Origin of the sequence: Paenibacillus sp. FSL F4-0087, from assembly GCF_038020215.1 — a bacterium.
Lineage (GTDB): Bacteria > Bacillota > Bacilli > Paenibacillales > Paenibacillaceae > Paenibacillus > Paenibacillus taichungensis.
Map to the genome: position 1 here is coordinate 1,157,059 of NZ_JBBODJ010000001.1, position 15,836 is coordinate 1,172,894.

Consider the following 15,836-nt stretch of genomic DNA (forward strand, 5'->3'; position numbering starts at 1 on the left):
TGTTGCTCCGATGATAACAAACACGAACTCAACTTGAATATAACGAACAATACGTTTGATCGAATCGTCCTACGAGCAAGTCAGCCTTGCGAATGAAAAATTGCAGCTCCCCACAATCCCACCATTGAAAACCGATAGCGTCATGCGTATCAATTTTTAATAGAAGTAAGGTATCCGCAAGCTCTTGTTGTGTGCGTTTCTCATCCCCGCCATAATGAGCAGTCAGCTTCTTCTCACACGCCTGCTCGTCATAAACGTACTCTTCATCTAGCACGATCTGTAACAGCGCCTGATGTTCTGCATCCGGATGCTGACCGTCCGGGTATCCAAACATGCCACCCCAGTTCTGCGTACTCGGATGATTCCAGCTGGACTCAAATTCGAGGTATCGGTCATACAGACCTTCCTCCCCTTCGACAGCAACCGTTCCACCAGAAAGCGGGGCGGCGATTGCATTTAGAGCCAGAGAATCAATGTATGCATATGTAGGAAACTCGAGATTAGGCAGCACTGTTACCGAATGTGCTACAAAATCGTCCTCGCCCAATGCGGTTTCGCCATCAGGCTCTCGCCTTGTCAGGTTATGAGCGTCCGGCTCATAAATCACACGATGCTCAATATGATAAGCAGGTTCATCCACACCAATGAAAAAGTATAACATGCCCCGTTCGGGCAAACTCCCGCGCCCATCATTTGGCGTATATGGCGTCAAATCCACGAGATTCAACTGGGCCAGGAATGTCATGGGCACCCCATCCTGTGTCAAAGGCCATTTCATGTTACTCGGCAGATCCGGATTTCCACCTACACGTGAATTTCCTGTTCTGCGATACTCATCGATTGTCGATACATCAAGGCGAATTCCCCAACGGCTTGAAGATAACAGCAGATCGGCAGCATTCCCCAATCCATATTCTTCAAGAGTTTTCCGGGCTTTTCTGGTTAGACGTTCACATTGTTCAGGTTTAATCATACAGATCCTCCCCTTCTGACAATACATCTATGGTGAGACATATTCAGGTTCACACCTGTATATTCTTCCGCTGACGCTTCTTTCCCTGCTTCTTGCAAAAAAAGAGACTGACATCCGTTGTCAGTCTCCCTCCCTACTATTCATTCGGTTCATTCTTAACGATCCCGATTCGGTGAATCATTCTGGAAAGCCCGAATATGCTCCTCGCCATCCAGAAATTCATGCGACTGGTGTGCAGCCATTACACCATGATAACTAATATCCAGACCTAATTCTTCCTCTTCTTCTGTGGAACGGACAGGAACGATCTTACCAATCAGTTTCAGACCAATCCAGGTCATGACAAATCCCCAGACGACCAAAGCCGTGAGGCCAAGCGCCTGAACACCCAGCAGCCTCCAGCCACCTCCCATGAACAAACCACCATCGGTTGCAAACAAACCCACGGCAATCGTACCCCACATCCCGGATACAGCATGAACAGGGAACGCACCCACAGGATCATCAATCTGCCTGCGGTCTAACCAATTCGTTGCAGCCATCATGAGCAATCCGGATACCGCTCCGATAAATATCGCAGCCACATCACCGACAAAGGCACACCCTGCCGTAATACCGACTAGACCGGCCAGCGAGCCATTAATGACCGATGGTGCATCTGAACGATTGAATCGGAACAAGGTGTAGAGCAGTGTAACCGCACCGCCTGAAGCAGCAGATAACATCGTAACGATGGCAATGTGACCGATCCTGACATCAGTTGCACTGAGCGTACTTCCTGCATTGAAGCCAAACCAACCGAACCACAGCAGGAATGCACCTACAGATGCCAGCGGCAGATTACTTGGGAGCGCAATGGCACTTACGCCATGCGGCGTGTATTTGCCTTTACGCGGCCCAATAATAATCGCTGCGGCCAGTGCAGAGAACCCGCCCAACGCGTGAATGACTGCGGAACCGGCGAAATCCTGCATCCCCAGCTTACTGAGCCAACCGCCGCCCCATGCCCAGTGTCCACCAATCGGATAAATAATGGCCGTCATCAATATGATGTACAGCAGATAGGCACGAAAGTTAATCCGCTCAGCAACAGCGCCCGATACGATGGAAATGACAGCAATGGTGAACGCGGCCTGGAACAGCCAGAATGTTTCCAATGATACGGGTACGTCCAGGTGAGACAAGTCTCCATTGAGGAAAAATCCGGTTATGCCTACAAAACCTCCAGCATCAGAGCCATACATCAAGCCAAATCCGATGGCATAGAAAAGCAACGTTCCAATGGTAATGTCAGCGAAAACCTTCATAATAATATTCACGCTATTTTTATAACGTACAAAGCCAGCCTCCAGGAGCGCGAATCCGCCCTCCATCAACAAAATCATGGCTGCACTCAATACGACCCAGACCGTATCAATCCCGGAGCTTAACGTCTCCAAAGTCATGCTTATACATCCTCCGTTTCCCTAAGCTGTCTAATCTCCCGGATCGTTTCGGGCGTAAGCTCGATTTCGTCCCGTTCGATGCTGTCCGGATGCTTGATTCGTTCAGCAATACGGTCCAGTTCTCGTATCCGCCGCCGGATTTGTTCCATTTTGCGAAAACGTTCCTTCACCTGGACCATATATTCCACCGCCTGGTGATGGGATGCAGGGCGGCCTGCGAACCATTTGCGTACAGTCGACAAGGATTGATAAGCCACTTCTTCCGCACGTTTTTTTTGTTCGAATTGTTCAATTTTATGTTTAAGCGTTTCGATCTCATTTTCTTTTTTGACCTTGAGCTGTTGGATAAGGTACAATAAATCGGACGATGATATTTGCAATGCTGTATGGTGATACACCTCGTCAATTACTAACATACCATGTCAGGACTCCTTACATATCAAGTTACTTGTTATCGATTATAGAGTCCCGCACTACTTAGCGTCAATTCTTTTTTTGGCGATGGTATAATTTGATATGACCCGTTTATAAAAGACAGCTTCATTCTCATATACATAACTTCAACTAACAAAGTAAATTAAACACCGCTTCCACTCGCCTTTCAAATCCTCTATGATGTATATTAAGCATCCACATTTTAGGCACCGCACTTACATAAGCTGACATCATAGAACTCATTTAAAGGAGAGGATCGCACGATGTTCACTCGTAATGACGACATTCGGAGCCAAATCTGGGAAGCCGTCTCTGGACTCAATGAAGAGCAATTGAACCTCCAACCCACACCAACTCACTGGAGTATTATGCAAGTTCTCCGTCACCTGAATATGATGGAAAACATCATTGTGAAGCAAGCCCAAGCCGCTCTAAAGAATGAACAGACCGTTGCTGTGGACAAAAAACCATATGAGCTTACACTGGATCGTAGCCACTCTGTCAGCGCCCCGTCTCATCTCCAGCCTCCTGCGGAACCAGAAACGCTGGCGAATGTACGACATGACCTGGAAGACTCACATCAAGCATTGATGCACGTTGCACAAGATCATGAGTCTGAACTGCTGCGGAGCAAGTCCTTTCTTCACCCGGTTTTCGGTGAGATGGATCTGGCTCAATGGGTCGATTTTGCAAGCTATCATGAAGAGCGTCATCTGGCACAGATTCAGGATATTAAACAGAGGCTTGGCGTGTCGCACACCTAAGTCATCCCCTATTTACTCGATGTAAGCAAAAATAACCTCCAATCCATGCATGTGGATTTGGAGGTTTTCATTTATTGTGAAACATGTTTATATTTTTTTGCCCAAAATCGCCAAATCCCGGTTGACGCCATCCAGCACAGCCACTTCAGGGTAATAGCCCCATTGTTCAAAGCCATGCTTGCGTAATAACCCCAGACTCGGTTCATTATGTCCAAACACAAAGCCCAGAATCGTCTTGATTCCAAGCGCAGGACAAGCGTCAAAAATGGTGTTCAGCAAACGTCCGCCAGCCCCAATTCCCCGGCACTGCTGATCCACATACACACTGACTTCCACCGTCCCATTGTACGCAGGACGTCCATAAAACGAACTCAGGCTGGCCCAGGCTACAACCTGTCCCTCAATTCTCATCACCCAAAGAGGGCGATGATCCGATGAATGCTCCTCAAACCACGGAATACGTTGTTCGACAGTCACCGGCTCCAAATCCGCCGTTACCATCCGGCTCTCAATCGTAGAATTATAGATCTCCACAATCCTAGGCAGGTCCTCACGACGCGCATACTCAATCTGTACACTATCCAGCTTCATGTCTACTCCTCCATCATCCAGATCGATTCTATCTTATGATGGTATTATAACGGAGGAAGGAAGTCGACGTCATCCCCCAACATTCAGCTCAATTCCATATTTACTCAGACAACCCTTGAATCGTGTTACCCCGGGTTAACTGCTGGCTCTGATCCGCCCAACGAATGTTAACAGAACGGGAAGTGAATAGATCCGGGCCGTCCGATACCTGGAAGTGCAGATGAGCTTCACTGGAATTACCTGAGTTACCCAGCTCTCCAATGAGGTCTCCCTGCTTGACTTTGTCCCCTTTTTTGACGGCCACACTGCCTTTCTTAATGTGCCCGGTGATGCTGTATTCTCCGTTTCCATGGTCAATGACCACATTATTACCCGCTGGTTCTTCCGGGTTCATAACACCTGGTATGTTATCTGGAATATCATTCTTGATATCGACTACGGTTCCATCTGCTGCTGCATAGAGCGGTTCACCAAAAGCGTAGTAGTTTTCGTTCACTTTCGCATCTCCGTTGTAACTGGAAGCTTCTTTGGTGCGAATAATATCTAGCGCATAGCGCTGTGTTTCATGCTCATAATGATAGTTCGACATCACATCATTACCTCCCCAGAACACATACCATTTCCCCTTCATAGGGAATTGAAATTCGGTTTTGGTGAACGTTTGATCCGTATCTACATGGGGTTCCAGTGGTTGGATTAATAGCCCTTCAATCTGATTAGCTTCGGTAAAATAGGCTTGAATCCCTTTGGTTCCTGTTTGATCCTTCCAGGCGAACTCAGTTAAATGGTTCACTTTGGCATCTACCACTAGATCAAAGGAAGTTACTCCCTCAAGGAATTGATCCGCAGACGTTTTAAACTGTTCAAGCGTTAGTGCTTCCTTCAACTCGGGACTCATCTGACTGTAAATGGCATCCTTGGAACCGTTCATTAACGTATCGATGAAATTCTCAGGTGTAATGATGTCGCTCACCTCTTTACCCGAATTCTCTTCCTGATTTTTACTCTCACTCGCTTCATTGGCATTTGTCATCTGTTCCTCGGACTGCTGTTCCGCCTGCTCGGATGTAATCGAATTACTGTTACCACAGGCAGACAACATCACGCAGGCTCCAAGGGCAATGGCAAGCAACTTCCAGCTCTTTTTGCTCTGTAATTTCTCATGTGCAGCATATCCTGATTTCGGAAGACTTTCCCCGCCATTTAAGTGATCCGTAAGAATTTTAAATCCTTCTTTTAACCTCTTCATTCTCTACATCCCCTCTGGTGTTCGTTATACTTTCCAGTTAAGTGTACAGAATGAATCTTATCCTTCGTCTAACTCTTCCTTACATGTAGTTAAACTGTCGCGTCTTCTATGGCTTCATAATTAAGATTCCGTTAAGATAGCTCACACACTACATAGCCCTCTCGGATGGTATGATTAGCAATAAACAAACAGGAAGCCCTAGGAGGTCATTTCACATCATGGATCACGTCTCCATACTGCTAGTTGATGATGAACAAGCCATTTTACATATGCTCAAAACCGTCCTGCTCAAAGAACAATTTGTAGACATCGACACCGTTACCACTGGGGAAGAGGCGATTACCGCCTGCGAAAATAAAACCTATCACTGCATCGTGCTGGACATCATGCTGCCTGGCAAAAGTGGACTGGAAATCTGTCCCTTTCTGCGGCAAGTGACCGATGCACCGATTCTTTTTCTGACTGCCAAAACTACGGATTATGACAAGTTAACCGGATTCGCCGTTGGCGGCGATGATTATGTCGTTAAACCATTTAATCCACTGGAAGTGGTCGCCCGCATCAAATCACTGCTGAAACGTTATTTACCTACCAAAATGGCGACGGCTACGACGGCAACTCCACCCTCTTCTGACGCAACTTCGTCATCTCCTGCTGTGCAGGAAGGGGTATATGATTTTGGCCGTTTTCAAGTATTTGAACAAGCTGGTGAGCTTCAAGTTGAAGGACAGCCGGTAAACTGTCCGGCTCTTGTCTATCAGCTGCTGCTCTTTTTCTGCAAGCATCCCAATCGCATTTTCACCAAATCGGAATTGTATGAACGCGTATGGGGTTCGGAAGCCATCAGCGATGACAACACCGTTATGGTTCATATTCACCGTATCCGTGAGCGGATTGAAGCTGATCCCTCTAACCCTGCCTTTCTCGTCAACGTCCGGGGGCTGGGATACAAACTCATTTTGCCTAACCAAGTGTCACGCGCATGAGTATTCGTCGCAGGTTAATGACCCGATTTATCGTTATGCTTGCTGGCGCAGTAGTCCTTATCATCCTGTTGGGTTCTGCAGCCACCTATTGGGTCGTTCAAAAGGTAAATGAAGTAAGCCTGGTGGATGACTTCGCTACTAGTGGTCTTGACCAACTGATTAATACCGCAGAAATCATGCCCGATGGGACGGTCCGCTATGATCCCAGGCTGCTGAAGCAGGTCGAGAAAAATCAGGGATGGCTTCAGGTTGTGGATGAAAAAGGCTACGTCATTGATGATTTTGATACACCGGATGACGTTCCGAAGCAATACAAGCCTGGAGAGTTGATCGCATACTGGGAAGCAAAAAAACCGTTCCCGTACCAGATCGTCATGCTGATTCGGGAGAAAAACGGCGAGATGTTCACCTTGCTGTATGGCGAACGCAATCAGACCAAATCCTTACTCGATCAAGCCCGTGAGGACAGTCATTACACCAATGGAGAGCTTATACTTCTCCCCAAACAAGAGGATGCCATCCGTTCCAAAGGTGCCTATCTGCAAATTTTGGATGCCTACGGTCAAGAGCTGGCTTCTTATAATAAACCTGCCATGGGCGTCCCTAGCAGTTACAACATACAGGAACTGGCTTTGCGTATTCGTTATCCCAATCGATATGGAATATCGATCGCAACCTTTTACGATGTACAGAATGGCACAACCTGGATGCTCAGTATACCTGTCGATCCAACTGCTACAGGGGAAGAAAATCCCTATAACTTCATTTTGACCCCTGTGCTCATTGTGCTGATCCTATCCGTTATCATTTTGCTAATTCTGCTGGCCCTATGGTACGCTAATCGTTTCGGTTCCCCCATGCTGCATATGCTCCAATGGCTCCAACGACTGGAACAAGGACATTATGAAGAACCCAAAGGCATTGGCGGCGTACCTCGCAGCCAGCGACGAAATGGCAAGTGGAAACGGAAATACCACGTGTATGCTGAAGTGCTTCGCTCCATGCAGGCATTATCCGCAACATTGAAACAAGATGAAAAGCTCCGTAAACAGACCGAATCTCTGCGTGAGGAATGGATCGCCGGAATAACGCATGATCTCAAGACACCGCTATCCTCCATCCAGGGATACGCCCATATGCTTGAAGCACAGAAATATAGCTGGTCCCCGGAAGAAGTGAGGGAATTCGCGGGCATTATGCTGGACAAATCCATGTATATGGACCGACTTGTGAATGATCTTGCCATGACGTACCGATTGCGAAGCGGTGGATACCAGCCACCTGCGGAAGAAACTGACGTAAATACGCTACTGCATGATCTCGTCCAGCGTGCAGAACGCAACCCGGTATATGGCGAGGGACGTATTGTGTTCCTCCCTGCGAAAGTTCCGGTATACGGCCATGTGCATATTCCTTCGTTTGAACGTATTGTGGATAATCTGACCGCTAACGCCCTTCTGCATAATCCAGCGGAATCGACACTGACCGTTAGTGTACATCCGGGTAAACAGGCTGGGGAGTTCAGTGTTCATTTTGCCGATGACGGTCAAGGAATGGACCCGGAATTGGTCTGGAGGCTGTTTGAACGATATTACCGAGGGACCGATACAGGCACGTCCGATGTCGGATCAGGCCTTGGTATGGCGGTTACGAAAGGGTTAATTGAAGCGATGCAGGGCCGTATTGAAGTACAATCAACTTCTGGTGAGGGTACTGTCATTCGATTAATATGGGATGGACAATCAGAACATGGGTAAAAAAACATTCCGCTTGACCTTTTCATTTCCAATCTATATAATCGACACTCAATAACACCTGTTCCAATATATTGATATGAACTTCAACGATATTAAGATCAATTCAATTGATATCGATTTTGCATATTTGGCGATGACCAGAGACAAGATTCCGTTTGCGTGCTGCCCAGAGAGAGAAGGGATTGGTGAAACCTTCTTCAGCGAACGGACCGGAATTACCCCTCTGCAGCCGTGACCTCGAACTTCAGCTTTTTGGTCTTCTTCATGAATTCCGGACAAAGCTGTCAGTAGAGTTCACCGCCTGATCCCCGATAACGGATCCCAATGAGGGTTATGATGTTCTTGTTTGCGGCGGCTGGTCGTGTTCAGGAGCATTCATAACCAAATTAGGGTGGAACCACGAGCTGAGCGCACTCGTCCCTTTTCCGGGACGGGTGTTTTTTGCGCTTCAAATTTGAATATTGGAGAGTGGTTCACATGAGTAATCCGAATAATAACAGCCAATCCAGCAACCAATCGAATGACCAACAGCAACCCGGGCATCCGATTGAAATTCGCCTGCAAGGCGGAGCTGTACGTTCTTACAATGCAGGCATCACTGTAGGAGCGGTCGCCTCATCCATCAGCACAAGTCTAGGTAAACAAGCCATCGGTGGAATCGTGAATGGTAAGAATGTCGATCTCGACTGGGTGCTTGAGCAAGATTGTGAACTCGTCATCGTTACTTTGGACAGCGCGGAAGGTCTGTATCGTTACCGACACAGCACAGCTCATGTACTCGCGCAGGCTCTCAAACGCATCTACGGTGCGGAACAAGTCAAGCTGGGCATCGGGCCTGTCATTGAAGATGGATTCTATTACGATGTCGATTTGGAGCATGCTCTATCCATCAGTGATTTGGCTGCCATTGAGCAAGAAATGAACAAAATCATAAAAGAAAATGAGAAAATTAGCCGCCGGGTAGTTAGCCGGGAGGAAGCACTTCGCATCTTTGGAGAGATTCAGGACCCGTATAAGCTTGAACTTATTCAGGATTTACCGGAGGACGCTGAGCTTTCCATTTATGACCAAGGAGAGTTTTTCGATCTCTGTCGCGGCCCTCATCTTCCGTCCACTGGTCGGATCAAAGCATTCAAACTGCTGAATGTGGCAGGTGCATACTGGCGCGGCAACTCGGATAATAAAATGCTGCAACGCATCTACGGCACTGCTTTCCCGAGCAAAGCCCAATTGGATGAACATCTACACATGCTGGAAGAAGCGAAAAAACGAGATCACCGCAAACTGGGTAAGGAGCTTGAACTGTTCATGTTCTCTGAAGAAGCACCCGGTATGCCGTTCTATCTGCCCAAAGGCATGACTGTTCGTACAGAACTGGAGCAATTCTCCCGTGAATTGCAGCTGCAGGAAGGCTACCAGGAAGTTCGTACTCCCCTCATGATGAACAACCGTCTGTGGGAGCAATCGGGGCACTGGGAACATTACAAGGACAATATGTATTTCTCGGAAGTGGACGATGCGACTTTTGCCCTGAAACCTATGAACTGCCCGGGACACATGCTGATTTTCAAAAATACACTCCATTCCTATCGTGAGCTACCGATTCGTATGATGGAATTCGGTCAGGTCCACCGCCATGAATTCTCAGGCGCTCTGAACGGCATGATGCGGGTGCGGACTTTCTGTCAGGATGATGCCCATCTCTATGTGATGCCAGAGCAGATCGAGGAAGAGATTAACCAGGCGATTTCATTGATCGGACGTATGTACGACATCTTTGGATTTGAGTACAACATTGAGTTGTCCACTCGTCCGGAAGATTCCATGGGATCGGAAGAGCTGTGGGATCAAGCAGAAAGAGCATTGCAGAGTGTACTTGATCGGCGCGGTGTGAAATACCGCATTAACGAGGGTGATGGTGCCTTTTACGGTCCGAAAATTGACTTCCACATTCTCGATGCACTGAAGCGCAGCTGGCAGTGTGGAACAATTCAACTCGATTTTCAAATGCCCGAGAAGTTCGATCTCACTTATATTGGCGAGGATAGCCTGAAACACCGTCCTGTCGTGATCCACCGTGCCATCTATGGTTCAATTGATCGTTTCATCGGCATCCTGACTGAACATTATGCAGGTGCATTTCCGCTCTGGCTCGCGCCCGTGCAAGTGAAGCTGCTGCCAGTGTCAGATCATTACGCAGATTATGCGCTTCAAGTTCAGAGCCAGCTGCGGGCTGCCGGTATTCGGGTAGAAACAGACTTGCGCAGTGAGAAGCTCGGCTACAAAATCCGTGAAGCTCAGATGGAAAAAGTGCCTTACTCGCTCGTGCTCGGGGAAAATGAGAAAAACGCCTCATCCGCCTCTGTCCGTGCATACGGTCAGGGCGATCAAGGCATTCAGCGCATTGAAGCATTTATAGAGCTGATTCAGCAAGCTATGAAGGCCAAAGCCTGAGCGCTTAATTAGGAATTGGCTGGACCTTAACTTTAGAGGCAGCCCGTTAGTATGGAAAACGGCTGCCTCTAATTATGTGGAAACAAGTAAGCCGCATCTGCCGCTTCAAACAGTCAGTAGTTACAATTTCTCTTCGGGTCTAAGTCCAACTTGCTCTTCACTCCATGTCCAGAAACGCTCAGCATCTGCCGCATCCAGCGCATGGGCTTTCAGTTCCTGGTCCTTTTGTTGATAAAAGTAACGCCCGGTTACCCCGGCGACTTCAGGGCTTGTGGCGAGATAGATGGCCGTTTGTGCCCCTTCTTCTGGTGAAAGGAAAAACGGTAGTTTGCCCACCAAAGCCATAATGCGTGTGCCAAAACCGGTATTGCGGTCTACGCCAATACTTGTACCCACCGCACCGGGATGGAGGCAGTTGACCGTGATTCGGGTATCCGCTAATTTGCGGGCCAGAACACGTGTGAACAACACGTTAGCCAGCTTGGATTGAGCGTAACTTTTGATTGGATTGTAACTTTTGTGCAGATGGGGATCTTCGAAATGGATTTTCCCGGCTTTGTAAGCACCAGACGAAACATTCACTATACGCCCCTGCTTCGCAGACTTCAAAGGTTCGATCAGGAGTAAGGTAAGCAGGAAATGTCCAAGATGGTTAATACCGATGGCTTGTTCGAAACCGTCAGAGGTTTCCTGGCGCTTCAACATGACGACACCCGCATTATTAACGAGAACGTCAAGTGTGTCGTAACGCTCACGGAAGGATTGGGCAAAATGGCGGATGCTCTCCAGTGACCCCAAGTCACACAGCATCAGTTCAATCGCAGTAGAGCCGGACTGACGCAGTGCCTCCTCCAGTGCCTGCTGTCCGCGCTTCTCGCTGCGGCATGCCATAATCACGTGATACCCTTGCCTTGCAAGTTCAATGGTGGTTGCCAGACCCATGCCTGAGTTGGCTCCCGTAACAACGGCTGTTGGAATGGACATCAGGTACTTCCCTTCTGAACCAGAGGTTCTTCATATTTTGAGACAGTCATCCTTTTGTTTTTTAAGCACTGCTGACGTCAATATGAGATAATTGAAAGATCACATATTGGTCTTATAGGGAGGATAAGTATGCTAACCAAAGAAGACTTCAAGAAACTGAAAAAAGAAGCGAAACTTGAGATTGCACTCATCGAACAGGAATCTCACAATCTCCAGCAAAAGATAGACTCATCCCTGTATGAAAAAGATAAACTGTGGAACGATGAAGAGATTGGTGAGCTTACCCAAAAACGGAAAGAACGAAAATACAGTTCATGGACGATTGAATTATGCTCGATCATTGAAGACCTGCTGAATCAACTATACCAACAAACGTATCAAAAAAAATTTAATTCGATCCAGTTGATGAAAACTCCTGCATACCGCTCATTATCCAATATCGAGATCCTTCAGGCTGAATTGAAAAATCAGCATCTGTTCCTAAAATCGGAAGAAGAGAAAATTGAAGAAGAAATAGCCAAAGTGTTTCAACTGAGAAATAAACTTATTCACTCCAACTTTTCTTATGCTTCCATTATTAGAGAAAATCACGATGCAAAGCAAGAGTTTGAATCCACCCTGGATACGGTGAAGAAGTATAGAAAACATTTGAAATATAATCAGCCAGAGAACTGACGAATACATGATACATGCAAATGGTCATACACGACAAAGGAGGTGCTCCGGATTCGCTCCGGAAACAAATATGAACAATCAACCCATGAATATTACGGTTCTAAATCTTCATATTGTCACACCTGCGGGTAAAAACCCGATCTATCCTGTTATGTTGCACGATGAAGATGGTATTACGCTTGTGGATACAGGCATGATTGGCCAACTCGCCGAACTTCAGTCCGCACTGGAGCATGAAGGCGTTCAGCTGTCTGATATCAAGCGCATTATTGTAACCCATTCCGATATAGACCACATTGGTAATCTTGGTGCCTTGGTAAATGCTATTCCGGAAGTGGAAATCTGGGCGCATAGCGATGAAATTCCGTTTATCACGGGCAAAGAGCCCATGATCAAGTTCACGCCAGAACGCAAAGCGTTGCTACCTGAACCTATAGCGGAGCTGGCGGAACAATTGATCTCACAGCGGACTGAGTTCAAAATATCCAAAGTGTTAGAGGACGGTGACATGTTGCCTCTACAAGGTGGTATCCAGGTCATTCATACACCAGGACACACCCCCGGACATATCTGCTTGTACTTCCGGGAGCAACAATTCCTGCTCGCTGCCGATGAATTGCGTGTGGTCGATGATGAATTGGTGGGTCCTGCTCCACCTGCAACACCGGACATGCCTGAAGCACTTCGCAGCTTGAAAAGGCTGCTTGGCCTGAAGCTGGAGAAGGTACTTTGTTACCATGGTGGCGAGTACACCGATGAGCCGAGTCGGCGCATTGCCGAACTCGCGGAAAGCGCCGACTAATTGGTACCTGCAACTAAGTTATATTTACGTAAATATTGAATCGAAGGGGCTGTCCATACGTCATGAATATGGCGGGACAACCCCTTTTCTATTGTAATGTTACGGTTTCGGCGTCAGAACGATCAGTTGGTCATCTCCATCACGTGGAGCTCCCCTGCCATCCCGGTTGTTCGTGAGCACGTATAACTTCCCGTCTTCTCCAGAAGTCACATTGCGAATACGTCCCCACTCGTCTTTAAAAATCGGCTCTACCTGCGTTACTTGTGTACCATCTTCGGACAGAGTAATTTTAAGCAGTTGTTCACCCCTCAGATTGGCAGCAAGCAGTGATCCGGCCCATGGCCCTTCCTTTATAAAAGCTACACCTGATGGAGCCCATGTTTCATCTCCACTATGCGCAAGCGGAGCCTGATATGTACCCTTGTCATCATCGTCTCCCTCTACCTCTGGCCAGCCATAATTATCACCAGCTTCAATCCGGTTAATTTCATCAAAATTACGCTGCCCATGCTCTGTGGCATACAGATAGCCATTGTCCAGGTTCCAAGCCAGGCCCTGTGCGTTCCGATGCCCCATACTGTACACCGGTGAATTAGGCCAAGGGTTATCTTCTGGGATCGATCCGTCGAGACCAATCCGCAATATTTTGCCACCCAAGCTATCTTCGTTCTGGGCCAGCTCCGGTTCGTACCGTTCACCTGTCGTAATATAAAGCAGATTGTCCGGGCCAATCTTGATCCGTCCTCCATTGTGATTCACCCCACCAGGAATGTCACTGAGCAGCTCCTTATCTATGGTCGCCTTCCCATCACTCACTTTCAAACGCAACAACCGATTGGCAATGTCACCACCACCTTCCAGATAGGAATGGTATGCATACAGATAGCCATTATTGTCAAAGTCCGGATCAGCAGCAAGTCCAAGCAGGCCACCTTCCCCTTCTTCATTAAACGGTGCAGAAAATTCAATCAGAGGTTCAGATGCCAGCTCTCCGTTCTCGATGACCCGAATGGTACCCGGTCGCTCTGTTACAAACATCCGTCCATCAGGCACGCTTACCAACTCCCAAGGTACATTGAGTCCGTCGACCAGCACGGAAGCCTCGTAAGGAATTACAGCATTTTCATCTGTTTCCTCTTCCCCACCACCAGCACTGTTATTACCCCCTTCCGCTGTCTGTCCCTGACCTGTACCCTGTCCTTGTGACGTTTGCTGCGATTCTGTCGTCTGGTCACCCGAAGTACAGGCTGTTAGCAAAGCCATACTGAGTAACGAAGCATATAACGGAACGCTTAGTCGATTATTCATGAATACATCTCCCTTCTAATGTCGATGTTATATCGTGTAATCCCAGTTTCAAGGGACTGTCCATTTCTAAAGTAAGTAAATAAATAAGTAAGTAAGTAAGGCAACCCTACGCGGTTTCGCCCTGTATTACCCTCCCCACCTGCCACTCAAACGGCTAGTTAAAGCTAATTTTCGGTCATCATTCCCGCCTCCATTTGGATTTCCTCGACATTCTTCTATAATAGAAAGATAGAACGAATGAAAGGTGGACATATAACTAATGAATCAAACTCCTTTATCCCGGCTGGAAGCGGGTCTGTCTACGCAAGGATTGGACGCCATGCTGATTACAGATCCGAAACATATTTACTACTTAACAGGTTTTGCGAGTAATCCGCATGAACGTTTCCTTGGGCTTGTCCTTGCACGGGGCGAAGATCCGCTGTTGATCGTGCCTGCACTCGACGAGGAAGCTGCCACAGCCGCTTCTTCGGTCTCGAACATTGCCACGCACACTGATACGGACAATCCTTACGCCTTATTTGAGCGTTATCAAGGACGTCTGGGCCGCGTAGGTCTCGAAAAAGAATACGTGACTGTCGCACGTTATGAACAGTTGACCGCCGCGCTGGGCGCTGCCAACTTTGAAGATGTCGGCCCTTTGCTTCGCACCTTGCGTGTGAAAAAAACACCGGATGAGGTCGGTCGCATTCGCCACGCCATTCATCTGATTGAAGAGACGCTCCGCCAAGGACTGTCTCACGTTCGTACAGGTGTAACCGAAATCGAACTGGTTGCCGAAATGGAATACCAGATGAAGAAACTGGGTGCAGACGGCCCTTCCTTTGATACCATGGTGCTCACAGGACCCAAAACAGGCTTGCCACACGGCACACCAGGTGAACGCAAATTGCAGCATGGTGATCTGTTGATGTTTGATATGGGTGTCTACGCTGGTGGGTATGCATCAGATATTACGCGCACATTTGCCTTTGGTGACATTTCACCTGAACTTAAAACCATCTATAACACTGTGCTCGCAGCAAATGAAGCTGCCATTCGGGCAGTTAAGCCAGGTGTCACCTGTGCGGATATTGACCGTGCAGCACGCCAGGTTACGGAAGATGCTGGATACGGCGAACGTTTCCTGCACAGAGTTGGACATGGAATGGGCATTGACGTGCATGAGTATCCTTCACTGCATGGTCAGAACATGGACATTCTGGAGGAAGGTACGGTGTTTACGATTGAGCCGGGCATTTATGTAACCGGCGCAGGCGGTGTGCGTATCGAGGATGATGTACTTGTGACAGAAACTGGCGTTGAGGTGCTAACGTCCTATCCAAAAGAGCTGCAAATTCTGACGGACTAATCCTTTTTGGCCTTAACCAAAAGTCCCGCGAAACCATGAATGAATGGCTTTGCGGGACTTTT

14 protein-coding genes are annotated in these 15,836 nt (G+C 47.8%); 7 read left to right on the forward strand and 7 right to left on the reverse strand.

Translation table 11 applies throughout. From position 1 onward, the window contains the following. Positions 1–28: 28 nt before the first annotated feature. The 3 genes from MHB84_RS05640 to MHB84_RS05650 all read right to left on the reverse strand — a co-directional run bounded on the left by MHB84_RS05640 (position 29) and on the right by MHB84_RS05650 (position 2,834). Positions 29–973 carry a DUF1963 domain-containing protein gene (locus tag MHB84_RS05640; RefSeq protein ID WP_076291769.1) on the reverse strand — a complete coding sequence of 315 codons (945 nt, stop codon included), beginning with the start codon at positions 971–973 and terminating at the stop codon, positions 29–31. 155 nt (positions 974–1,128) lie between these two features. Beyond that, complete coding sequence (locus MHB84_RS05645) at positions 1,129–2,418, reverse strand: ammonium transporter (RefSeq protein ID WP_076291768.1); 1,290 nt, start codon at positions 2,416–2,418, stop codon at positions 1,129–1,131. A gap of 2 nt (positions 2,419–2,420) precedes the next feature. Beyond that, positions 2,421–2,834 (reverse strand): hypothetical protein, encoded by a 414-nt coding sequence (locus tag MHB84_RS05650; RefSeq protein ID WP_063564360.1) that lies wholly within the window; start codon positions 2,832–2,834, stop codon positions 2,421–2,423. Between the two features lie 282 nt (positions 2,835–3,116). On the opposite strand from MHB84_RS05650, the gene MHB84_RS05655 reads away from it, so the two are divergent. After that, entirely contained in the window at positions 3,117–3,617 is a 501-nt protein-coding gene (locus MHB84_RS05655) for a DinB family protein (protein ID WP_076291767.1), read from the forward strand. Positions 3,618–3,704: 87 nt separating this feature from the next. Here MHB84_RS05655 and MHB84_RS05660 read toward each other — a convergent pair whose 3' ends face one another. Together MHB84_RS05660 and MHB84_RS05665 are read right to left on the reverse strand one after the other, a co-directional pair. Beyond that, positions 3,705–4,208: a GNAT family N-acetyltransferase gene (locus MHB84_RS05660; protein ID WP_076291766.1), complete on the reverse strand. Its 504-nt coding sequence runs from the start codon at positions 4,206–4,208 to the stop codon at positions 3,705–3,707. 100 nt (positions 4,209–4,308) lie between these two features. Further along, positions 4,309–5,457: a peptidoglycan DD-metalloendopeptidase family protein gene (locus MHB84_RS05665; protein ID WP_083679119.1), complete on the reverse strand. Its 1,149-nt coding sequence runs from the start codon at positions 5,455–5,457 to the stop codon at positions 4,309–4,311. A 218-nt stretch (positions 5,458–5,675) separates the two neighbouring features. Between MHB84_RS05665 and MHB84_RS05670 the strand changes: the two genes are divergently transcribed. From MHB84_RS05670 to thrS, 3 genes are all read left to right on the forward strand, one after another. Then, the gene (locus MHB84_RS05670) at positions 5,676–6,443 is read left to right on the forward strand and encodes a response regulator transcription factor (protein WP_076291765.1); all 768 of its coding nucleotides are present in this window, start codon (positions 5,676–5,678) and stop codon (positions 6,441–6,443) included. Next, entirely contained in the window at positions 6,440–8,200 is a 1,761-nt protein-coding gene (locus MHB84_RS05675) for a sensor histidine kinase (RefSeq protein ID WP_076291764.1), read from the forward strand. Before MHB84_RS05670 ends, MHB84_RS05675 begins: the two co-directional genes overlap by 4 nt. Before the next feature lie 477 nt (positions 8,201–8,677). After that, positions 8,678–10,654: a threonine--tRNA ligase gene (gene thrS / locus MHB84_RS05680; protein ID WP_256716929.1), complete on the forward strand. Its 1,977-nt coding sequence runs from the start codon at positions 8,678–8,680 to the stop codon at positions 10,652–10,654. A 120-nt stretch (positions 10,655–10,774) separates the two neighbouring features. Here the strand turns inward: thrS and MHB84_RS05685 are convergent, their stop codons facing one another. Continuing rightward, the gene (locus MHB84_RS05685) at positions 10,775–11,638 is read right to left on the reverse strand and encodes an SDR family oxidoreductase (protein WP_076291763.1); all 864 of its coding nucleotides are present in this window, start codon (positions 11,636–11,638) and stop codon (positions 10,775–10,777) included. 129 nt (positions 11,639–11,767) lie between these two features. Between MHB84_RS05685 and MHB84_RS05690 the strand changes: the two genes are divergently transcribed. Then, positions 11,768–12,313: a hypothetical protein gene (locus tag MHB84_RS05690; protein WP_076291762.1), complete on the forward strand. Its 546-nt coding sequence runs from the start codon at positions 11,768–11,770 to the stop codon at positions 12,311–12,313. Between the two features lie 70 nt (positions 12,314–12,383). Next, positions 12,384–13,115 (forward strand): MBL fold metallo-hydrolase, encoded by a 732-nt coding sequence (locus MHB84_RS05695; protein WP_076291761.1) that lies wholly within the window; start codon positions 12,384–12,386, stop codon positions 13,113–13,115. A 99-nt stretch (positions 13,116–13,214) separates the two neighbouring features. Here MHB84_RS05695 and MHB84_RS05700 read toward each other — a convergent pair whose 3' ends face one another. Then, on the reverse strand, positions 13,215–14,423 hold the full coding sequence (locus MHB84_RS05700) for a PQQ-dependent sugar dehydrogenase (RefSeq protein WP_076291760.1): 1,209 nt from the start codon (positions 14,421–14,423) through the stop codon (positions 13,215–13,217). Positions 14,424–14,682: 259 nt separating this feature from the next. Here MHB84_RS05700 and MHB84_RS05705 point away from each other — a divergent pair, with 259 nt between their 5' ends. After that, positions 14,683–15,774 carry a M24 family metallopeptidase gene (locus tag MHB84_RS05705; RefSeq protein ID WP_076291759.1) on the forward strand — a complete coding sequence of 364 codons (1,092 nt, stop codon included), beginning with the start codon at positions 14,683–14,685 and terminating at the stop codon, positions 15,772–15,774. The last annotated feature ends 62 nt before the right edge of the window (positions 15,775–15,836 follow it).